The following is a 22,279-nucleotide window of genomic DNA, read 5'->3' as shown; positions in this document are numbered from 1 at the left end:
CAGAGAATATTTATATTCTCATCTGGTGATTATGGCATGAAGGTAACACCCGTTCCCATACCGAACACGAAGGTTAAGCTTCAATGCGCCGATGGTACTGCAGGGGTGACCTTGTGGAAGAGTAGGTTGTCGCCAGGTTATAAAAAACACTAAGTTTACTTAGTGTTTTTTATTTTGTCCAAATTTAACTGTAGTGCGATTTTCAGAGAATATTTATATTCTTTTATTCTCAATATTGTCTAAAATAACCAAATTTAAATAATAATATTGTCTTTAATATTATTATTTATGGTAAAATAACAAATGTAGAGTGGTTATAAAATATTGTAACATTAAGTAGAGGTGCTGTTATGGAAAGTTGGATCATACTAAACAAATTAATAATATTAATTTATGTGAGTAGTTTGCTAGTAAAAGGGGATTTTAACTATCCTGGTAGCAGCTATATTGTGGTTATATCCTTACTTATTTATGTGATTATTAATGTAAGCAAGGCATTAGTTTTAAATAGTAGATATAAACTTATCTTTTTAATAGGATCAATAGTAGAAATTTTACTTTGCAATTATTTTGTCACTCCTATATTTCTTATAATGTTACCAATAAATTTTTATGAAATATTTGTTGGTAAAATAAAATTTATATATATTGTATTATTGTTAATAATATCTATGTATATTTTTAACAATAATACAATAATATATGAATATTTGTTTGCTTCATTATTTTCACTATTAGCATACTATTTCATTTTAAATAATGAAAATAAGATGGAAATACTTACAATTAAAAACGATAAACTTAAAGAGAAAAACTATAAATTGCTTACAAATTTAAACAATCAGAATGGATATAAAAATCAGATTATATATACTTCACAGTTGCAAGAGAGGAATAATATTGCTCAGGAAATACATGATAAATTAGGTCATAGTATTTCAGGAAGTTTAATGCAACTCGAGGCTGCTAAGCTTATAATGGACAAGGATAGTAGACAAAGTAAAGCTATAATTCAAAACACAATAAATGTACTTAGAGATGGGATGGAAAGTATAAGATTTACATTGAAGAACATTAAACCAGAAGTAGAACAGTTAGGTATAAACAAGATAAAGCTACTTGTAGATGAGTTTAAAGATAAAAGGGAAATTAATGCAAGTTTATATTATAGCAAGAATTTAGAGAAAATTTCTTATGTTATGTGGAAAATTATTAGCGACAATATACAAGAGATTTTTACCAATGTAATTAAGTATTCAGGGGCTAGTAATGTCAAAGTAACTGTGGAAGTGCTTAATACTTTACTTAAAATAGAAATAAAGGATGATGGAATCGGGTGCTTAAGAATAGTAAAAGGTCTTGGTTTATCAGGAATAGAGGAAAGGACTATGAACTTAAATGGAAAAGTTATTTTTGATGGTTCTAGTGGTTTTTCAGTAATTATTTTATTTCCTATTTAGGATGAAATAAAATTTAATAAAAGGGTGGTGTTTATTTGCCGATTAAGATTTTGATTGCTGATGATGATTCACTTATTCGAGAAGGTCTAAAAATAATAATTGGGTTAGACGAAGAATTTATTGTGATGGCTTGCGTCGAAAATGGATTCGATGCAGTAGAATATTGTTTAAACAACTCAGTAGATGTTGCACTTTTGGATATAAGAATGCCAGTTTTAAATGGTGTGGAGGCCATAAAGAAAATTGCTATGAAGACTTCAACAAAATGTCTCATTCTTACTACCTTTGATGAAGACGAATATATAAATGCAGCGATACGTTTTGGTGCTAAGGGGTATATTCTAAAAAATAATTCCCCAGACAAGATTAAAGCTGCAATAAAAGTAGTATATAGCGGTAATATGGTTATGCAGGAAGGAATAATAGATAAAGTGTTAAAAGGAATTGATAGTGATAATAGTAGTAAATTAAATAAGGATTTGTTTACTCAAAGAGAGATAGAGATAATGGAGGCAGTAGCTGATGGATTATCAAATAGAAAGATTTCAGCAAGATTATTTATTTCAGAAGGTACTGTGAAAAATTATATTACATCAATTTTAAGTAAAACAAACCTTGAACATAGAACACAGATCGCTATTTATTATTTAAAGGGTGGAAATATTTAAAATATGACTTTTGTCATAGCAAGAAAGTGACTTTCTATACTTAAAGGGAAAGTCTTTTTTTTATATACTATATATATAGAAAGTAATAAATCTTTGGGAGGTATTAATTTGGATATTGTTACAATAAAAGGATTAACTAAAAAATTTGGAGAATTTACCGCAGTTGATGATATAGATTTTTCTATAAAGAAGGGAGAAATTTATGGCTTACTTGGGCCTAATGGAGCAGGTAAGAGTACAATTATAAATATGATTTGTGGGCTAATTACAACTACAAAAGGCTCTATTGAAATACTTGGCATAGATAATAAGAAAAATTCAAATGTTACAAAGATGAATATCGGTGTAGTGCCACAAGACATAGCAGTTTATGAAGATTTAACTTGCATTGAAAATGTAAAATTTTTTGCAAGTCTTTATGGAATTAAAGGACAGGAATTAAAGGAAAAAGCCCAAGAAGCTTTAGAATTTGTTGGACTTTCAGATAAGGCTAAGAGTTATCCAGCTAGTTTCTCTGGAGGAATGAAAAGAAGATTAAATATAGCATGTGCAATTGCTCATACCCCTAAGCTTTTAATAATGGATGAGCCTACAGTAGGTATTGATCCACAATCAAGAAATCATATACTTGAATCTGTAAAAAAATTAAATGAAAGAGGATGTACCATTATTTATACAACTCATTACATGGAAGAAGTAGAAGCAATTTCAACGATGATAAGTATTATTGATCATGGAAAGGTTATTGTCTCAGGTACAAAGGAAGAGCTCAAAGCTATTGTCACAGATAAAAATACTGTTGAGGTTACAGTTATCGATGGCAACGAAATAAAGGAAGAGGAATTAAGAGAAATAAAAGGAGTCACAGGTGTTTCTGTAAATGAAAATATCGTTAAAATTGATAGCTTAAAGGAAATTAATAATTTGGATAAGATAATTATCTATTTCACGGATAATGTTATTCCCATCAAAAATATTGAAAATAAAGTGCCCGATCTTGAAACAGTATTTTTAACATTGACCGGTAGAAAATTAAGGGATTAGAGGTGGAAAAATGAATATTATTTCTATTATTATAAAGGAAGTAAAACACAGTTTTAGAGACAAAAAATCAATGGCAATGATGATATTATTTCCAATAGCGCTAATAGTTGTGCTTGGTGCGGCACTTAAATCAGATTTTACTAGCAATGTTGATATTGGTATACCTAAAGTTTTATATGGCATTGAAACTAAAGGGGTTGTTTCTGATAGTTTTATAAGAAGTTTTATAGAAAAGGGAAAAGATTTTAAAATAGAGTTTACAAAAATAGATAATATGGATTCAGCTAAGAAAAAAGTAATATCTAGTGAGTACGATGCAATTATAGAAATGAAGCCAAATAATAAAATAGAGTTTTATAAGAGCGGACTAGAAAGTCTAAAGGCTGGTATGGTTGAAGGTATTTTATCTACCTATGTACAGCAGTTTAATGTAATTACTGATATTAGCAAAGTGAATCCTCAAATAATTAATACTTTGCTAAGTGATAATAATGCGGATTATTCTACAATTACTTCTTTAAATAAAGGGTCTCAGCCCTCTTCTCTAGATTATTATACAATTGCTGAAATAGCTTTGATAATCATGTATGCAGGAATGACAGGACTTTTTGGAATTGCAAGTGAAAAAAATTTAAAAACCAGGGATAGGATTTTGATAAGTCCTGTTAAAAAATATGAGTTTCTTATTGGTAAAACAATAGGGGGGGTTATATGTACAATCCTTCAGATTACTATTGTTATTTTATTTAGCAAATATGTACTAAAGGCAAATTGGGGAAATGATATTTTAACTGTGTTATTAATATTTGTATCCCAAATAGTAATGGCAATAAGTTTAGGCGTTGGGCTTGGTTTTATTTTTAAAAATGAAAATGTTGGAAATGGTGTTTTGAATTTTATGATACCTGTAATAGTATTCCTTGGAGGAAGCTATATGACTGTAGATGGTCTTGGAGGCAAGACTTTTCAAGCAATAACTTATTTATCACCTGTAAGATGGGTTAATAGATCCATATTTGATGTGATTTATAATAATAATTATAGCAAGGTTTCCTCAGCAATTCTGATTAATTTAGGCATAGCTGTAATATTTCTTGCTATCTCTTCCTTGTTATTTAGAAAGGAGAATGTATAATATGAGAAATTTATTTTTGATAGCACTTAATATATTGAAAATTACTTTCAGAAAAAAGTCTAATATTGTAGTATATTTAATTCTTCCAGTTCTAATTGTTATGTTCGTTATGACTGCTTATTCTTCAATGAATTCTAAGCTTAGAGTAGGACTAAATAATGAAAATACAAAGGGCATAATAGCTAAAGATTTTGTTGCTGCTTTATATGGGCAGGGTAAATTTAAAATTCAACAAGTTAAAAAAGAAGATATAAATAATTTAGTTGCAGATGGTAAGGTTGATTGTGTAATTACAATTCCTTTAGACTTTGATGAAAGTGTTCATAAGGGGACAATAAGTAAAATACAAATCACTGCAATTAAAGGGCAAGAGGTCACAGCTTGGGTTCAAAATTATGCGAATTATTATGTGAAAAGTCTAATGATGTTATCGAAGGCTTCTGGTGGAGATAAACAAACTTTTAATAAACTTTACAAAGAATTTAAGGTTCAGACGCTTACAGTTAATACAAACGTAGTGAAGGATGAATCACTTGATAAAGTAAAAACTGTTCAAAGTTTAGGGTTTCTAATAATGTTAATGCTTCAAGGAGCAACTACAACTTCAGGGCTTATTTTGAAGGAGAAGAAAGAGAAAACTTACTTTAGAATATTCACGACTCCTGTAAACAGTAGAATATATATTGGGGCCAACATTCTTGCTAATATGTGCATAATGGTAGTACAATCAATTTTAGTAGTATATGTATCTAAGTATATTTTGAAATTAACTACTGGAGTGCCTGATTTGCAGCTCGTTGCAATACTTGTTATATTTGGATTTGTTTGTGTAACACTTGGTATTTTATTAGTTGCTTTTTCAACCACAACTAATCAAGCTGGAACCATGGCTACCTTAATAATAATTCCGACTTGTATGCTTTCAGGGTGTTTTTGGCCAATTGAAACGATGTCTAAAACTATGCAGCAGATAGCAAAATTTTTACCTCAGACGTGGACACTCGATGCGATAAGGCAGATACAAAATGGGAAAAGTTTTGGAGCAATTATTCCAATACTTGGTATACTCGTAGCATTTGCATTAGCGTTTTTCCTAATTGGTATGTATAAAATGAAATCGAGTGAAAGCGTTAAAAATTTCATATAATAGTGAACTTTAATTCAATCAAGGCACTACAGGTGTGTCCTTGTGGAAGTGTAGGCTGCCTTCAGGTTATAAAAAAACACTAAGTCTACTTAGTGTTTTTTATTTTTTACAAAATTAAAATAAATTAATTTATTGGTACATTATTTAAAAAAATTACTAATGCCTTGTATTTTTGATATACTTATATTAAAATATTTGTAGAATAAAAGCTTAGGTTAATGAAGTTTTGGATAATATAAAATAAAGGAGACGGTTAAAAATGAAGACGATTCGTTGGGGGATAATTGGATGCGGAGATGTTACCGAGGTTAAAAGTGGACCTGGATTTCAAAATGCAAATAATTCACAATTAGTAGCGGTAATGCGCCGTAATGGAGAGCTAGCAAAGGATTATGCGAAGCGCCACAATGTGCCAAAGTGGTATGATGATGCTGATAAATTGATAAACGACCCAGATGTTGATGCAATTTATATAGCTACTCCACCTGCATTTCATAAAGAGTATACAATAAAATGTGCTCGTGCTGGAAAGCCGGTTTATGTTGAAAAACCCATGGCCATAAATTTTGAGGAATGCACGGCTATGATACAGGCGTGTTCGAATGCAGGAGTACCATTATTTGTAGCATATTACAGAAGGGCTTTGGAACGCTTCAACAAAGTAAAAGAAGTAATTGATTCTGGAAAAATAGGAGAAGTTCGTTTGGTTACAGTTATGTTATACAGAAGACCAATAGAAATTGATTTGAAATCTGGAGAACTGCCATGGAGAGTTATTCCAGAAATTTCAGGGGGAGGAGAATTTCTTGATCTTGCTTCTCATACCCTTGATGTTTTAGATTATATTTTGGGTCCAATTATTGAAGTAGTTGGGTATGCTGATAATCAAGCTAAATTGTATGAGGCTGAAGATATTGTTACAGCTTCAATGTCATTTGCATCTGGTGTTAAGGGGACAGGGTCCTGGTGTTTTTCAAGTTTTTGCGACTATGATATGAATGAGATTGTTGGAAGCCTAGGGAAGATATCCTTTTCGACTTTTGGAAAAGAGTCGATTTTAATTACAACTACTACGGAAAGTACGAAAGTGAATATCATAAAGCCGGTTCATATTCAGCAGCAATTAATTCAGAGTATTGTAAATGAACTTAACGGTTTGGGAGTATGTCCAAGTAAAGGTGAAAGTGCTTCAAGAACCACTTGGGTTATGGATGAAATTTTAAGAAATTATAGAAAAAGTAGGAGATAAGTGATAGGCAATACATATTTATAATGAGATTTTATAATTAAGTTACTTATGCAACCTTATCCTATGAATTAGTATTTTAAATCATAGTTATATGATTTAACTAGAGCATAAAATTACTAGGTAAAGGAGTTGCTATTATGAACATACAAAAAAATAAAATAAATATTCTAATAGTGGATGATGAGGAAAGTATAGTTGAATTTATAAAAATGGGATTAGAGGCTGAAGGATATATTATTCATACTGCATATGATGGATTCGAAGCAATCGAAAAAGCAAAAGAGATACAACCGAATATTATAATACTTGATATAATGCTACCTGGTATTAATGGGTATGAAGTGTGCTCAGAAATAAAAAAAAATATAAAAACATCAATTATAATGTTATCTGCAAAAGATGAAATAGATAACCGCGTTCGTGGACTTAATTTAGGTGCAGATGATTATATGGTTAAACCTTTTAGTTTTAAGGAGTTAGTAGCGCGTATTAATGCACGACTTAGAAGCATGTTACCAGAATCGTCAGATATTATACGAGTAGGAGATTTCTCTATAGATGATGGAGCACATGAGATTATTTACAAGGATAGGATTTTGATGTTATCTCCTACTGAATATAATTTAATTAAATACTTAATAGTTAATAATGGCTTAGTTTTAAGTAAACGAATAATTCTAGAAAAGGTTTGGGGTTATGACTTTAATGGTGAAGAAAATATTGTTGAAGTATACATAGGATACCTAAGAGATAAACTTCAGGATAAGGAGCATTCTATTATTCGTACAGTACGTGGAGTTGGATATAAGGTGTTGGTATTATGAAGAAAATTCTAGAGGTATTTAAAACAAAAAGTTTAAAATGGCAGTTATTAGTTAGGTGGTCCTTAATGTTAGTACTTTTGCTAATGATTATGGGAATTTCTCAATATTTTATAAAAAGAAGTTATTTATTATCGGGAAAAAGCCAAGTTCTTGAAGCTAAATTAAATGATTTGGATCAGGACGATTTAAAATTAAATTCTAAATTGCTAGTTAATTTAATTTCAGACCGTAATATTAGTGTGGCTATAATTAATGAAAAAGGTAAAATTTTATCAGAGAGTAAAGGAGTAAATGGAGAAATAACGGCCCCTCATCTATCACAAGAGGAATATAAAGGGTTAATTAAGGAAAGAAGAAATGGAGAAAATTATAAAATAGTCCAAGATCCAAATGGTAATAAGGCTATGGTTAAATTTAAAATAATTGGTTCTGGATCTTTAGAACTTGGACTTATTCAGATAAGTACCAGTATTGAACCGATAAATATAATGTTAATAAACCAAACATACTTTTATATATTGGCTTCAATTGTAATAATAATTTTAGGAATACTAATTGGTATATCAGTTTTAAAACATACTTTAAAACCACTATATAATTTGACTAATACTTTAGAGCAAGTGTCAGTAGGACAATTAAATATGCGGTTGCCTGTAGATAATGGACAGTTTGAAATAGATAGTTTATCTGGTGCCTTTAATGGAATGTTTAACCGTATAGAAACATCTTTTGAAAAAGAGCAATATATAAAGCAGAAAATGCAAAGGTTTATTTCAGATGCTTCCCATGAAATGCGGACTCCACTTACTTCAATTCATGGATTCGTTGAGGTTTTACTTCGAGGGGCAGCTAAAAATGAAAAACAGTTAGATTTAGCTTTGAATAGCATTTTGACAGAGAGTGAACGTCTTACTAAGTTAGTTAATGGGCTTTTAATGCTGACAAAACTAGACCAACAAATAAAACCTCAGATGAAAAATGAAAATATTAAAGAAATTATAGAAGATGTACATCCTCACCTGCAAATTTTAGCAGGTGAAAGAACAATTGATCTGAAATTAATGGATAACCTACTAGTTAAAGCAAATAGAAATCAAATTAAACAGATAATTTACAACTTGGTTCAAAATGCCATACAACATACTGATGAGAAAAGTGGAGTTATTGATATTAGTGTTTACTCCATAGATAAGCCTTCAGGGTCCTTTGTAGTTCTTAAAATTAAAGATAATGGAACAGGTATAGCAGAAGAAGACTTAGATGAAATATTTGATAGGTTTTTCAGAAGTGAGGATCATAGGTCAAGAAAGCACGGGGGCTATGGGTTAGGTTTATCTATAGTTAAGTCCATTGTTGATTCTCACCTTGGAGAAATCCATGTAAAAAGTGAATTAAATAAAGGAACTAGTTTTTCCATATTCCTTATGTTAATAAAGTAATCAAGCTTTTGTTATATATATGTTAGGATGGACCTTATTATAAGGCCTGTCCTTTTTTTATTAGAAGGCATTGGGGTTTAAATATGTATATAGATACAATATATTTACTTTATTCTCAGCAAATTCTCAACCAATTCTCAAGTTATTCTAAGTTAAAGTATGTACAATTGAAAATATACAGAGAGATGTCAATAAATTTACAATATAGGAGGGATTTTTATGAAAATTAAAGCATTATTATTATCAACATTTATGGTGGTTTCATTATTAGTGGGATGTGGCTCCACTCCATCAACCAATTCAATAAAACCTGAGGCAACAACATCAGCAACTGTAAATAAATAATTCTAGGTATAAAGGGAGATATATATGAAACAAAAGATAAAAAAGTTACAAATATTTAGGCATATGATACAAATCACATTTTTTATTTTACTTACAAGCTTATATTTTTTTACTTTCAATGAATTAAAATTGATCTATACAATGATTCAAAAGGAAGATTTTAATTTTATTCAAGCTTTCCCACAATTAATTGCCGCATTGGTAATTTTCCCGATTTCAATATATTTCGGAAGATTTTTTTGTGGGTGGTTTTGTGCATTTGGATCATTTAATGATTTTCTATATTTAATTTCTAGCAGAGTATTTAAGATGAAATATAAAGTTAATAAACAATTGGATGCAATTTTAAAATATTTGAAGTACATAATATTACTATTTATAATTTATTTTACATGGACAAAAGGCAATAAATTATTTGATAGTATGAGCCCTTGGGATGCTTTTGCTTTAATAACTGATTTTCCACAGGCTATAACAGATTATTTTATTGGATTTGCTTTTTTAGGAGTTATAACTGTAGGAGCTATATATATAGAAAGGTTTTTTTGCAGATATTTATGCCCACTTGGTGCGGTGTTTGCAATAATATCTAAATTAAGAAAAATTAAAATAGATAAACCAACAGAAAAGTGTGGGAAATGTAGAGTGTGTACAAATAATTGTGCCATGGGAATAGATCTTTATAAAATGGATCAGGTAAGTACTGGAGAATGTATAAATTGCTTCAAATGTATGGAGGTTTGTCCAAGAGCAAATACAAAAGTTAGCATTAATGATGAAAACATTGATCCGGCATTTGCTAGTACAATGGCAATTGTTGCCTTTGTAGGATTCTATTCTGTAGGTAGTGGTATTGGTAATCTAGTTAGTACCAATAATATAAATTCAATGAATAGTAGAAATATTGCAAAGAGTAGCACTAAAGCAACATCTAGTAGCAACAAAAATGCAACAACAACATCACCTAATTCGACTAATTCAAAATATAAAGATGGAACTTATACAGGAGTTGGAGATGGGTATAGACCCAATTTAACTGTGTCAGTTAGTGTGAAGAATGATAAGATTTCAAATGTGCAAGTTGTAAACATAAATGATACTGAGCAACAACCAGTGAATATTCTTCCACAAGAAATCATACAAGCCCAATCAACAAAGGTTGATGCTGTATCAGGGGCTACAAGAACAAGTGATGGAATTATGAATGCTGTGGATGATGCACTAAGTAAGGCAGTTTTGTAGATACTGTGGCAAAATTACTCTGATACAAGCAATAGACAAAGAAAACATTTATTATAAAATATTCATACATTAATTACAAATTAATATATACATTTTTTTGACACTAGGTTTATACTAGTGTTATTTTTTATTTCAAAATAAATTTAAATTTATTTTGAGGTATTATTAAATGTTTCCGTATATAATATACGAGATAATGGGGGTGACATGATGCTAAAAAATGCCTATAGACCAATGTATGTGCAAAAAATATTTTGGAATGTAGTTCATGATGAAAGATTTGTGGCAAACCCTATAAAAATGGGTCAAGACATAATCGTGGTAGTGCAGTTGATGTAAACTTGAATATGTTACTAAATGATAAAAATATAAAAGTTTATTTGCATTTAAAAACAAATATAGTGTATAATAACACTTAAAATAATAATAATTGCAATATTTACTCAAATTTAATTCAAAAATAAAACAATTAAAGGGGGAAAAATGAAGGCGAGAGTACCTGAATATTTTGTGCTTACACGGAATAATAAAATATAAATAATATGGGGGACGAAGTTATAATGAATATACCGTTGATTATAGTAATATTATACATATTTATGTTGTTTGGCATTTCATGGTATTCTACTAAATTATCTAAAAAAGGTGGGGCTGAAGGCTTCTTATTAGCTGGAAGAGGTATGCCTGCTCCTGTAGTTGCTGTTATGGTTGCTGGCCTTGCGATAGGTGGAGCATCAACAGTTGGTGTTGCAGAAAGTGCTTACACAAAAGGAATTTCTGCGGGAATGTATAATGCAGCTTGGGCTGCTGGTGCAGCTATTGCAGGTCTAATTGTAGCTAAAAAATTTAGAAAAATGTCTATAACTACTGTTCCAGAATTGTTTGGTAAATGTTACGGTAAATCAGGAAAGTTGCTGGGAGTAATTGGACAACTAGTTATTCAAATGGTAATTACATCTCTTCAATATATTGCAGGAGCATCAATATTAAATGCATTATTACCAAGTATATTTTCATTTAAACTTGGAATGATTACAACAGCTGTGGTTTTTGTTGGTATTACTCTAATAGGGGGTTACTGGGCAGCAGGCTTAAGTAATATTATAAATGTAATTGTTATATATGTAGGACTTATTATAGGAGCTGTAGCTGCAATTCATAATGTTGGAGGAATGAGTAATATAGTTTCAAAACTAGACCCAAACACTCCCTGGTTCAATCCTATTTCAGGTGTAGGAGGAGTAGTGGTACTAGCTTGGTTTGTTGTTATGATCACTCAATCTATGTCTAATCAAGCAGTTGTTCAAGTATCTTTTGCAGCTAAAGATGGTAACACTGCAAGACGAGGGTACATACTTGGTGCTTTGTTTATACTACCAGTAGGATTTATAGCAGCCATATATGGAATTGTTGCAGCTGCTCAGTTTCCTGGGTTACCAAATGCCGCTATGGCGCTTCCAAAAGTTGTTATGTCACTTAATCCATTTGTTGCAGGAATTACTTTATCCGGACTATGGGCTGCAGATGTATCCACAGCAATAGGATTGCTTTTAGGAAGTGCGACATTGGTAATTAACGATGTGCTTAAAGTATATGTAAAATCTGATTTAACTAAGAAACAAGAGTTATTGTATTCACGAATTGTAGTTTTGATAATAAGTATTATAACTTACATTCTCGCTAGTACTGTAGTTGGAATACTAAGCACTTTACTTATAGGATTATCTTTAACTACCGCATTTACTATTTTAGTACTATTTACAATGTTTGCACCAAAACTATGTAAAAAGAGTTCAGCTATTTGGACTTTAAGTGTTGGCATATTAATACTTGTAGCATGGGTATTTATACCACAAACGCATATTGTATCTCACCCAATATATTTAGAATGGCCATTGTGCCTTGTAACTTTCTTTTTAGTATACTTATTTGACAAAAGGCAAGCTACTATATAGATAGGTTATATTATATAAGACTTTTAAACCTCACTTAGATTCTAAGTGAGGTTTAAAAGTCTTATGAATAATTATTATACCCTTGTATATCAATAATTCCAAGGCCTGGTGCATTTGAAAGCTTTATAATGCTTTCATTAAAAATTGCACCACCTATTATGGGGTCAGAGCTACAAAGTATTGGCCCATCCAAATCTATTTTTGTTATAATGCTTTTAGCGGCCGCAAGATGTGCTGCCGCTGTAACACTAACTTTTGCTTCTAGCATGCAGCCTATCATACATTCAACGCCATATATTTCTGCCATTGAACATATTTTTAAAGCGTTATAAATTCCACCAGTTTTCATCAATTTAATATTAATAAGGTCGGCTGCTCTAATTTGCATTATTTTCAAAGCATCCATTGGGGAAAAAACACTCTCATCAGCCATAACTGGTATAGATACATTATCGGTTACAAATTTTAAACCTTCTATGTCGTGCGCCTGTACTGGTTGTTCGACAAATTCAATATCTACTCCTGCGTCTTCCATTTTTCGGAGAGTTAAAACTGCTTCTTTAGGTTTCCATCCTTGATTTGCATCAATTCTTATATTCACGGTTGGTCCAACAATTTCTCTTATGGACTTTAATCTTAATATATCTATAGATGAATCAATACCTACTTTTATTTTTAGGGTTTTATATCCAAGCTCTATTGCACTTAGACTATCTTTAGCCATCTCCAATGGGTCATTAACACTTATTGTAATATCAGTTATAAGCTCGTTTCTATAACCTCCCAGTAACTTATAAAGTGGAGATTTATATAGCTGACCATAAAGATCATAGAGGGCTATATCTACGGCTGCTTTGGCACTAGTGTTTTTAACAACACATTTGTTTAATTTAATCATAATTTCTTCGAAATGTTCTATATCCATACCAACTATAGCCTTTTTAATATGATCTTCTATTGCTCCAAGTATAGCTCCTTTGGTGTCACCAGTGATAACTCCAGTTGGTGGGGCTTCTCCATAGCCAATATTATTCGAATCTGTTTTAATCATAACTATAATATCTTCTACAGAAGTTACTGTCCTCAAAGCGGTTTTAAAAGGTCTTTTTAAAGGAACAGAAATATGACCTATTTCAATATCAGTTATTTTCATGTAATTTTCTCCTATTGATGGCACTAAATAAAGCATTTAGTGAAGCTGTATCAATATTCGCAGAAACACCAACTCCAAAATATTTTTGGCCATTGTATTCTATCTGTATATAAGTGGCAGCTTTTGAGTTTGAACCACTACCCAAAGCATGTTCGTCATAAGAGATAAAGTTATAACCGTTGATATTTGAGGCATGTAGTGCATTGAAGAAGGAATCTACAGGACCATTTCCAACTCCAGAAACATTCATTTCTTTTCCACTTACTGAAATTAATGCCTGAATGTTAACTATGTTTTCATCTGTCTCAACATTTTGTACTGATTGAATGCTATAATTTTTTAATAAATTTGGAGATTTTATATTAATGTATTCATTTTCGAATAAATCATAAATTTGATTTGATGCAAGCTCTGTTCCAAGAAGGTCGGATTGATTTTTTACGAGGTCACCAAAATCAACCTGCATAGCCTTAGGTAGAATAAAACCAAATTCGTTTTCCATTATAAAGGCAGCGCCACCTTTACCGGATTGACTGTTAATACGAATAATTTCTTCATACTCCCGCCCAACATCATGTGGGTCAATTGGAAGATATGGTACTTCCCAAAAATCATTATTTTCATCATGGCGAGCTTTAAGACCTTTTTTAATTGCATCTTGGTGTGAACCAGAAAAGGCAGTGTATACAAGTTTTCCTGCGTATGGATGACGCTCATGTACTGTCATTCTAGTACAGGTTTCATAGATGTCTACTATATTATAAAGTCGCGAAAAATCTAACTCAGGATTTATTCCTTGAACATACATGTTTAAAGCCATTGTCATAATATCAAGATTTCCAGTTCGCTCACCGTTGCCAAATAGAGTTCCTTCAACTCTGTCAGCACCTGCAAGAACTCCAAGTTCTGACGCAGCAGTACAAGTACCTCGATCGTTATGCGTATGAAGAGAAATTATAATACACTCTCTATTTTTAATGTTATTGGAAAACCACTCAATTTGATCTGCATAAATATTAGGAGTAGCCATTTCAACTGTTGCAGGCAAATTTAAAATAGCCTTTTTTGCTGTAGTTGGTTTCCAAACGTCTATTATAGCCTCACAAATTTCTAAGGAATACTCAAGCTCAGTTCCAGTAAAACTCTCAGGGGAATATTCAAAATAGAAGTCCGTTTCTGGATATTTATCTTTATATTTCATTAAAAGTTTTGCACCATTAACTGCAATATCAATGATTTCTTGTTTGCTTTTATTAAAAACAACTCTTCGTTGTAAAACTGAGGTTGAGTTATAAAGGTGGACAATGGCTTTTTTTGATCCTTTAAGTGCTTCAAAGGTCTTTTTAATTAGATGCTCCCTTGATTGAGTTAAAACTTGAAGCGTCACATCTTCAGGAATAAGATTATCTTCAATCAATTTTCTCAAAAACTGATATTCCGTATTTGAGGCAGAAGGGAAACCTACTTCTATTTCCTTGAAGCCAATATCAACAAGTAGTTTGAATAATTTAACTTTCTCATCTACATTCATTGGAATTGGAAGAGATTGATTTCCATCTCTTAAATCAACACTACACCAAATTGGAGCTTTTTTGAGCTGCTTATTAGGCCACTGCCGATTTTCAAGATTTATACTTCCATATGGTTTATAGTTTTTATAAGACATTTAAAACACCTCTTTAAATTTCGTTTGCGATAAGTCGTGACATTTCAATAGTTCCAACAGATTTCATGCCTGGTTCCATAATGTCAACGGTTCTATATTTTTTGTCCAGAACTTTAGAAACTGCGTTTTCAACATTTATTGCTGCATCTTCCATGTTAAAGCTATATCTAAGCATCATTGCAACGCTCATTATTGTTGCAATTGGATTAGCGATGTCTTTGCCTGCAATATCCGGAGCTGAGCCATGTATTGGTTCATATATACCTAGAGTGGTATTACCTAAACTAGCTGACGGAAGCATTCCGAGAGAGCCAGTAAGCATTGAAGCTTCATCACTTAAGATGTCACCAAACATATTTTCAGTTAGAATAGTATCAAATTGTCCTGGATTTTTTATAAGCTGCATTGCGCAACTATCAACTAATTGTACTTCAAGGGTTACATCTGGGTATTCTGCTGCCATTTTTGTAACTAGTTCTCTCCAAAGCCTTGAGCTCTCAAGGACGTTCGCTTTATCAACTAATGTAAGCTTTTTAGTTCTTTTCCTTGCAGTTTCAAAACCAACCCTTGCGATTCTCTCTATTTCATAAGTTGAATAAGCCATTGTATCCCAGGCCTTTTGGCCACCGCCTTCAAGGTCTATTCTAGATCTTTCACCAAAATATATTCCACCAGTTAATTCGCGAATTACCATTATATCAATATTATCTTTAAGAATTTCTGGTTTAAGAGCAGAAGCATCCTTTAATTGTGGGAAAAGTATAGCAGGTCTTAAATTTGCAAAAACCTGTAGTTCACGCCTTATTCCAAGCAAACCAGACTCTGGTCTTAAATGTCCTGGTAGTTTGTCCCACTTAGGACCGCCAACAGAACCAAGTAAAACTGCATCACTATTTTTACAAGTATCTATAGTTTCTTGTGGAAGAGGGACTCCCGTTTTATCTATAGCGATTCCACCCATTAAAACATCAGTATAAGTCAGTGGAAAATTATATTTTTTAGATATTACATCTAATACCTTAATTGCACCAAGTACAATTTCGGGTCCAATTCCATCACCTTTAATAACAGCTATTTTTTTCATTAAGCTTCAGTCCTCTCTTTAAGGTAATTAATAAGTCCTTCTGCACTTATAATATCTTGCATAAATAATGGAAAAGGGATTGCGGTGTAAGTTTTTCCTTTTGTATTATTTATAATTACTCCACGCGCGACATCAACTGATACATCATTTCCTTCTTCAATGTCACGAGCCGCTTCCGTGCATTCGAGTATTGGTAAGCCTATATTAATTGAATTTCTGTAGAATATTCTTGCAAAATTTTCAGCAATTATACAACTTATTCCTGACGTCTTTATAGCAAGAGGTGCATGCTCCCTTGAAGATCCACAACCAAAGTTTTTACCAGCAACCATTATGTCACCATCTTTAACTTTGAGAATAAAATCCTTATCAATATCTTCCATACAATGCGATGCAAGCTCTTTCGCATTTGAAGTATTAAGATATCTTGCGGGAATTATAACATCTGTATCCACATTGTTACCATATTTTATAGCTTTTCCTTTAAACATTATATTACCTCCTCTGGAGACGAAATTTTTCCGGTTATTGCAGATGCTGCAGCTATTGCTGGACTACAAAGATATACTTCACTTCCGGGATCGCCCATTCTGCCAACAAAATTTCTGTTTGTAGTGGAAAGAGCTTTTTCTCCCTTTGCAAGGACTCCCATATATCCGCCGAGACATGGCCCACAAGTTGGGGTACTCACAGCAACTCCGGACTCTATAAATATTTCAATTAAACCCTCCCTAAGTGCTTGAAGGTAAATAGTTTGAGTTGCTGGAAAAATTAATGTTCTTATTTTAGGATTGACCTTTTTACCTTTGAGGATACTTGCAGCCATTCTAAGGTCCTCTATTCTTCCATTAGTACAAGAACCGATAACCACTTGATCAATTTTAACATCTCCAACTTCATCTATTGTTCTAGTGTTGTCTGGAAGGTGAGGAAAAGCGATTGTAGGCCTTATAGTACTTAAATCAATATTTATTATCCTTGAGTAATTAGCATCATCGTCAGCTGTAAAAACCACAGGAGTTTTAGTTGAATGTTCTTTTACGTAATCTAAAGTTTTATCATCAACTTCAAATATTCCGTTCTTAGCACCTGCTTCAATAGCCATGTTAGATATTGTAAATCTGTCATCCATAGATAGATTATGAAGACCTGGGCCCGTATATTCCATTGATTGATAAAGTGCGCCATCTACTCCAATCATTCCTATGATATGAAGAATCACGTCTTTACCGCAAACCCATTTTTGCATTTTACCAGTTAAAACGAATTTTATTGCTTCGGGAATTTTAAACCAACACTTTCCACTTGCCATTCCTGCTGCCATGTCGGTTGATCCAACTCCAGTTGAAAAAGCTCCTAGAGCACCATAAGTACAAGTATGAGAATCTGCGCCAATTACAACATTACCTGTTACTACTAGTCCTTTTTCTGGTAATAGAGCATGCTCTATACCCATTTGACCTACTTCAAAATAATTTTCAATTCCTTTTTCATAAACAAATTCACGAGTACATTTACATTGCTCTGCAGATTTAATATCTTTATTGGGAGCAAAATGATCTGGAACTATAGCAATTTTCTTTTTATCGAAAACTTTATCAATGCCCATTTTGTTGAATTCATTTATTGCTACTGGTGTCGTTATATCATTTCCTAAAACTAAATCAAGGGTTGCCATAACTAATTGACCAGCCTTTACTTCTTTTAATCCAGCGTGTGATGCAAGAATTTTTTGAGTCATCGTCATTCCCATATCAATTGTAACCTCCTTAAGTTTAAAAATATTCCATAAATAATAATTTATCCTTTTTTATATGACTTTTATAAATTATAATTTATTTCTTTTTTTGGTAAATTAATCATAAATACAAATAAAATATGTTAAAAAAGGGTACAAAAAAACAGACATCTTCACTTGGGGCGAAGAGTCTGTCGCGGTACCACCCATATTTATAACTTAATTTAAGATAACGGTCTATGCCGGCGAAACCTACTCTTAAGCTGCTTTAAATGCAACTTAGTTTAAGTCCACAACTCGAGGGTAAGTTTCAACATCTAATTATTTAGGGTTCTCAGCTTTATCCCTTCTCTGTAAAATATCCGAATGCCTAATTGTCCCTGTCAAAGTATTTATTATATAAACAGCAATTTTATCAATCTAATGTTTGCTTGTATCATAATATACTACGAATAATAAAATATGTCAATGACCCAATAAAAAAAATATTCTGATTTTCGTTGACAATTTATTTTTTAGATGGTAAGATACATAAAATGTTTGGTATGAATTGCAAATTTTTTAAGATGAATTACTTGTGAAAAGGGAGGCGATATTTTGATTTCACATGTATTGTCAATTTTGGTTGATAACAACCCTGGAGTATTAACTCGGGTATGTTCATTATTTAATAGACGTGGGTTTAATATTGAAACTGTTTCCTCTGGTCATACTGAAGATGAAAGATTGACGCGGATAACTTTAGTAACTCAAGTTCGCGACAATGAAGGCATAGACCAAATTATTAAACAGATAAGAAAGCTTGAAGATGTTCATAGAGTTGAACAATTAGATAATGAAAATTGCATTAGCAAGCAGATGTTGTTTGTAAAGGTACAAGCAGAGGGCAGCAAAAGACAGGAAATTATAAATATTGGAAAAATTTTTGGAGTTTCGGTTATAGATGTTACTTCAACAACCTTAATTATCCAAATAATAGGCGATAATGGTAAATTATGTGCTTTCAAAAATTTGATTCAACCATTTGGTATTTTAGAAATAGTCGGTAGTGGGTTTATTGCTATGCAAAGAGGTTCAGACGCAATAACAATAATATAAAAATTACATAAAAAAATTAGGGGGAATTAATAATGGCAAAGATGTATTATGAAAGTGATTGTAATTTAGATAACTTAAAAGGAAAAAAGGTTGCAGTAATAGGGTATGGTAGTCAAGGTCATGCACATGCATTAAATTTAAAAGAAAATGGTGTAGATGTTGTAGTTGGTCTTTATGTAGGAAGTAAGTCTTGGGAAAAGGCAGAAAAAGCAGGATTAACTGTTATGACTGCAGCAGAAGCTGCAAAAGCAGCAGATATTATCATGATCTTAGTTAATGATGAAAAGCAAGGACAAGTATATAGAGAAAGTATCGCACCAAATCTTACAAAAAATAAGGCTTTAGTATTTGCTCATGGCTTTGCAATCCATTTCGGTCAAATAGTTCCTCCAGCTGATATTGATGTGTTCCTTATAGCTCCAAAAGGACCAGGACATACAGTTAGAAGCCAATTTTTAGAAGGAAGAGGAGTACCATGTCTTATAGCTATACATCAGGATGCTTCAGGACATGCAAAAGAAGTTGCTTTAGGTTACGCTTTAGGAATAGGTGGAGCAAGAGCAGGTGTTATGGAGACTTCTTTCAAAGAAGAAACTGAAACAGATTTGTTTGGTGAGCAAGCAGTTCTCTGTGGTGGTGTTACAGCACTTATAAAAGCAGGATTTGAAACTCTTGTAGAAGCAGGTTACCAACCAGAAATGGCATATTTTGAATGTTGTCATGAAATGAAACTTATCATAGATTTAATAAACCAAGGTGGTTTAAATATGATGAGATACTCAATAAGTGATACTGCAGAATATGGTGACTATATAACAGGAAGCAAAATAATAACTGCTGATACAAAGAAAGCTATGAAAGGTGTATTAACAGATATTCAAACAGGAGTTTTTGCAAGAGATTGGCTTTTAGAAAATCAAATTGGAAAACCATTCTTTAATGCAACAAAGAGAATAGAAAGTGAACATCAAATAGAAAAAGTTGGTGCAGAGCTTAGAAAAATGATGTCTTGGAATAAAAAATAACTTAAGCCGAATAACCATAACATAACGACATAAATATTTAGTTGTTAATATAATACTAGAGAACCAAGTTGAAAATTTAAAAATTGAACTTGGTTCTCTTTGACTTGAATTATAAGTTACTTGAAGATTTTAAGGGGGAATTAAAATGAAATATAATGGTGCAAGAATATTATTAGAATGCCTTAAAGAACAAGGCGTAGATATTATGTTTGGTTATCCAGGTGGATCCGTACTAAATATATACGATGAGATTTATTCATTTGAGGGAATAAACCATATCTTAGTTTCTCACGAACAGGGTGCGGCTCATGCTGCAGATGGATATGCGCGGGCAACTGGAAAAGTAGGCGTATGCCTTGCGACCTCAGGACCTGGAGCTACAAATCTTGTGACAGGAATTGCAACTGCTTATATGGATTCTGTACCAATGGTTGCAATTACCGGCCAAGTAGCGACAACTCTTATAGGTAAGGATGCCTTTCAAGAAGTTGATATTATAGGTATAACAATACCCATTACTAAACATAGCTTTTTAGTGAAAAAGATTGAGGACTTAGCTCCTGCTATAAGAAGAGCCTTTAAAATTGCTAAGAGTGGAAGACCTGGACCTGTGCTTGTAGATATACCTAAAGATATAACTGGAATAGAGTGTGAATTTTTTTCTGAAATCCCTCAGATAATTGAGAAAAAAGCTGTTAGAGATGAACAAATTAATGATGCAGTTAACGCAATTCTAAAATCTTCTAAACCAATAATTGTAGTTGGTGGCGGGTGTAATATTGCAGAGGCTCAGGAAGTGTTAATAGGGTTTCAAGACAAATTAAAGTGCCCAGTTTGTAGTACTATGATGGGTCTTGGTGCTTTTAGTGGAATACACCCAATGCACACAGGAATGTTAGGTATGCATGGAACATTTGCCGCTAATAGGTGTATAACTTCTAGTGATTTAATTATTGCAATTGGGGCTAGATTTAGTGATAGAGTTATTAGTGACCCTGTAGCCTTTGTAGCAAATACTAAGGTTATCCATATAGATATAGATGAGGCAGAAATATCGAAAAATATTAAAGCAGATAGTTGGATAATTGGAGATGCAGTGGTAGTGCTTAAAAAATTAATCCGATTACTTCCAGAAAAAGAAGAGAATGAATGGGCAGCTTTTGCAAAGAAATTAATTGAAAAGGATAAGGCAAAAGTTATAAAAATAAATGAATTTGAGAGTGTAAATCCTCTTTATGTAATTAAAAAACTTTATGAAATTACGCAGGGAAAAGCTATAATAACCACTGAGGTAGGCCAAAACCAAATTTGGGCAACGCAAGCCTTTACCTATACTAAACCGAGAACTTTTATTAGTTCAGGAGGGCTTGGTACTATGGGTTATGGTTTCGGAGCTGCTATAGGTGCTTGTTTAGGGAAAAAAGAAATGGTATTTGATATTGCAGGGGATGGTAGCTTTAGAATGAATCTAAATGAGCTCGGAACTGTTGCTAGATATAATATTCCAGTAAAAATAATATTATTAAACAATGGAGTTTTAGGTATGGTAAGACAATGGCAAAATGTGTTTTATTCAAAAAGGTTTTCTAGTACAACATTAGAGCAAGAAACTGACTTTGTAAAAATTGCCGAAGGTTTTGGAGTAAAAGGTATTCGAGTTGATACAAATATCCAGGTGGTGGATGCATTAAAAGAAGCGATAGAATGGGATGGACCTGTTGTTATTGATTTTAGAGTTGCTCCGGATGAAATGGCCTCACCAATGGTTCCACCTGGTGCAAGTATTGAAATGATGTTTGAGGTATAATGCGGATCGATCCCCTTATAACATAGATGTTAATTTAAGCACCGGCCAATAAGCTGGTGCTTTTTTGTACGTCCAGCATGTTCGCTGAGCCGATAGGCTGAAAGAAGCCTATGTCACCTAACCAACGGGAAGACAACCTGAGAGCAAGGGCGCTACTGGTAACGGTAGGGTCTGAAGGAAGCAGCAGGGGAAATGTGGAA

General features: G+C 32.4%; 20 protein-coding genes, 1 rRNA gene and 1 other annotated feature. Of the genes, 16 read left to right on the top strand and 5 right to left on the bottom strand.

Going from position 1 to position 22,279, the window contains the following annotated elements; genetic code table 11:
- Window positions 1–21 precede the first annotated feature (21 nt).
- From rrf to VIM70_RS14575, 13 genes are all read left to right on the top strand, one after another.
- Window positions 22–138 (top strand): 5S ribosomal RNA (gene rrf / locus VIM70_RS14635).
- Window positions 139–350: 212 nt separating this feature from the next.
- On the top strand, window positions 351–1,460 hold the full coding sequence (locus tag VIM70_RS14630; protein ID WP_331946514.1) for a sensor histidine kinase: 1,110 nt from the start codon (window positions 351–353) through the stop codon (window positions 1,458–1,460).
- Window positions 1,461–1,495: 35 nt separating this feature from the next.
- A complete protein-coding gene (locus VIM70_RS14625; protein WP_331946513.1) occupies window positions 1,496–2,128 on the top strand; it encodes a response regulator transcription factor in 633 nt (210 codons plus the stop codon).
- A gap of 108 nt (window positions 2,129–2,236) precedes the next feature.
- Window positions 2,237–3,172, top strand: coding sequence for an ABC transporter ATP-binding protein (locus tag VIM70_RS14620; RefSeq protein WP_331946512.1), 936 nt, complete (start codon window positions 2,237–2,239; stop codon window positions 3,170–3,172).
- Window positions 3,173–3,182: 10 nt separating this feature from the next.
- Window positions 3,183–4,307 (top strand): ABC transporter permease, encoded by a 1,125-nt coding sequence (locus tag VIM70_RS14615; protein WP_331946511.1) that lies wholly within the window; start codon window positions 3,183–3,185, stop codon window positions 4,305–4,307.
- A 1-nt stretch (window position 4,308) separates the two neighbouring features.
- Window positions 4,309–5,454, top strand: coding sequence for an ABC transporter permease (locus VIM70_RS14610; protein ID WP_331946510.1), 1,146 nt, complete (start codon window positions 4,309–4,311; stop codon window positions 5,452–5,454).
- Window positions 5,455–5,713: 259 nt separating this feature from the next.
- The gene (locus VIM70_RS14605) at window positions 5,714–6,703 is read left to right on the top strand and encodes a Gfo/Idh/MocA family oxidoreductase (protein ID WP_331946509.1); all 990 of its coding nucleotides are present in this window, start codon (window positions 5,714–5,716) and stop codon (window positions 6,701–6,703) included.
- Between the two features lie 137 nt (window positions 6,704–6,840).
- Complete coding sequence (locus VIM70_RS14600; RefSeq protein ID WP_331946508.1) at window positions 6,841–7,527, top strand: response regulator transcription factor; 687 nt, start codon at window positions 6,841–6,843, stop codon at window positions 7,525–7,527.
- The gene (locus tag VIM70_RS14595) at window positions 7,524–8,966 is read left to right on the top strand and encodes a HAMP domain-containing sensor histidine kinase (RefSeq protein ID WP_331946507.1); all 1,443 of its coding nucleotides are present in this window, start codon (window positions 7,524–7,526) and stop codon (window positions 8,964–8,966) included. The genes VIM70_RS14600 and VIM70_RS14595 overlap by 4 nt, the downstream gene beginning before the upstream one ends.
- 219 nt (window positions 8,967–9,185) lie before the next feature.
- Window positions 9,186–9,311, top strand: a complete 126-nt coding sequence (locus tag VIM70_RS14590; RefSeq protein WP_331946506.1) for a hypothetical protein — start codon at window positions 9,186–9,188, stop codon at window positions 9,309–9,311.
- Window positions 9,312–9,335: 24 nt separating this feature from the next.
- Window positions 9,336–10,553: a 4Fe-4S binding protein gene (locus tag VIM70_RS14585; protein ID WP_331946505.1), complete on the top strand. Its 1,218-nt coding sequence runs from the start codon at window positions 9,336–9,338 to the stop codon at window positions 10,551–10,553.
- A gap of 207 nt (window positions 10,554–10,760) precedes the next feature.
- Window positions 10,761–10,892, top strand: coding sequence for a hypothetical protein (locus tag VIM70_RS14580; protein ID WP_331946504.1), 132 nt, complete (start codon window positions 10,761–10,763; stop codon window positions 10,890–10,892).
- A gap of 221 nt (window positions 10,893–11,113) precedes the next feature.
- On the top strand, window positions 11,114–12,508 hold the full coding sequence (locus tag VIM70_RS14575; RefSeq protein ID WP_331946503.1) for a sodium:solute symporter family protein: 1,395 nt from the start codon (window positions 11,114–11,116) through the stop codon (window positions 12,506–12,508).
- Between the two features lie 61 nt (window positions 12,509–12,569).
- Here VIM70_RS14575 and VIM70_RS14570 read toward each other — a convergent pair whose 3' ends face one another.
- Genes VIM70_RS14570 through leuC form a run of 5 tightly spaced genes read right to left on the bottom strand, consistent with a single transcriptional unit; the run spans window position 12,570 to window position 18,164 of the window.
- Window positions 12,570–13,661, bottom strand: coding sequence for a dipeptide epimerase (locus VIM70_RS14570; RefSeq protein ID WP_331946502.1), 1,092 nt, complete (start codon window positions 13,659–13,661; stop codon window positions 12,570–12,572).
- Window positions 13,648–15,327, bottom strand: a complete 1,680-nt coding sequence (leuA, locus tag VIM70_RS14565) for a 2-isopropylmalate synthase (RefSeq protein WP_331946501.1) — start codon at window positions 15,325–15,327, stop codon at window positions 13,648–13,650. The genes VIM70_RS14570 and leuA overlap by 14 nt, the downstream gene beginning before the upstream one ends.
- A 13-nt stretch (window positions 15,328–15,340) precedes the next feature.
- Window positions 15,341–16,411 (bottom strand): 3-isopropylmalate dehydrogenase, encoded by a 1,071-nt coding sequence (gene leuB / locus VIM70_RS14560; RefSeq protein WP_331946500.1) that lies wholly within the window; start codon window positions 16,409–16,411, stop codon window positions 15,341–15,343.
- A complete protein-coding gene (gene leuD, locus VIM70_RS14555; protein ID WP_331946499.1) occupies window positions 16,411–16,902 on the bottom strand; it encodes a 3-isopropylmalate dehydratase small subunit in 492 nt (163 codons plus the stop codon). The genes leuB and leuD overlap by 1 nt, the downstream gene beginning before the upstream one ends.
- The gene (leuC, locus tag VIM70_RS14550; RefSeq protein WP_331946498.1) at window positions 16,902–18,164 is read right to left on the bottom strand and encodes a 3-isopropylmalate dehydratase large subunit; all 1,263 of its coding nucleotides are present in this window, start codon (window positions 18,162–18,164) and stop codon (window positions 16,902–16,904) included. The genes leuD and leuC overlap by 1 nt, the downstream gene beginning before the upstream one ends.
- A 160-nt stretch (window positions 18,165–18,324) precedes the next feature.
- Window positions 18,325–18,545 (bottom strand) — a binding site (T-box leader).
- A 201-nt stretch (window positions 18,546–18,746) separates the two neighbouring features.
- Here leuC and ilvN point away from each other — a divergent pair.
- The 3 genes from ilvN (at window position 18,747) to ilvB (ending at window position 22,079) form a co-directional block, all read left to right on the top strand.
- Window positions 18,747–19,247 carry an acetolactate synthase small subunit gene (gene ilvN / locus VIM70_RS14545; RefSeq protein WP_331946497.1) on the top strand — a complete coding sequence of 167 codons (501 nt, stop codon included), beginning with the start codon at window positions 18,747–18,749 and terminating at the stop codon, window positions 19,245–19,247.
- Window positions 19,248–19,279: 32 nt separating this feature from the next.
- Window positions 19,280–20,272: a ketol-acid reductoisomerase gene (gene ilvC / locus VIM70_RS14540; protein WP_331946496.1), complete on the top strand. Its 993-nt coding sequence runs from the start codon at window positions 19,280–19,282 to the stop codon at window positions 20,270–20,272.
- Window positions 20,273–20,417: 145 nt separating this feature from the next.
- On the top strand, window positions 20,418–22,079 hold the full coding sequence (gene ilvB / locus VIM70_RS14535; protein WP_331946495.1) for a biosynthetic-type acetolactate synthase large subunit: 1,662 nt from the start codon (window positions 20,418–20,420) through the stop codon (window positions 22,077–22,079).
- The last annotated feature ends 200 nt before the right edge of the window (window positions 22,080–22,279 follow it).

Source organism: Clostridium sp. (assembly GCF_036569345.1).
In the GTDB taxonomy this organism is placed as follows: Bacteria; Bacillota; Clostridia; order Clostridiales; family Clostridiaceae; genus Clostridium_AD.
This window is presented reverse-complemented; position numbering and strand designations above follow the sequence as displayed.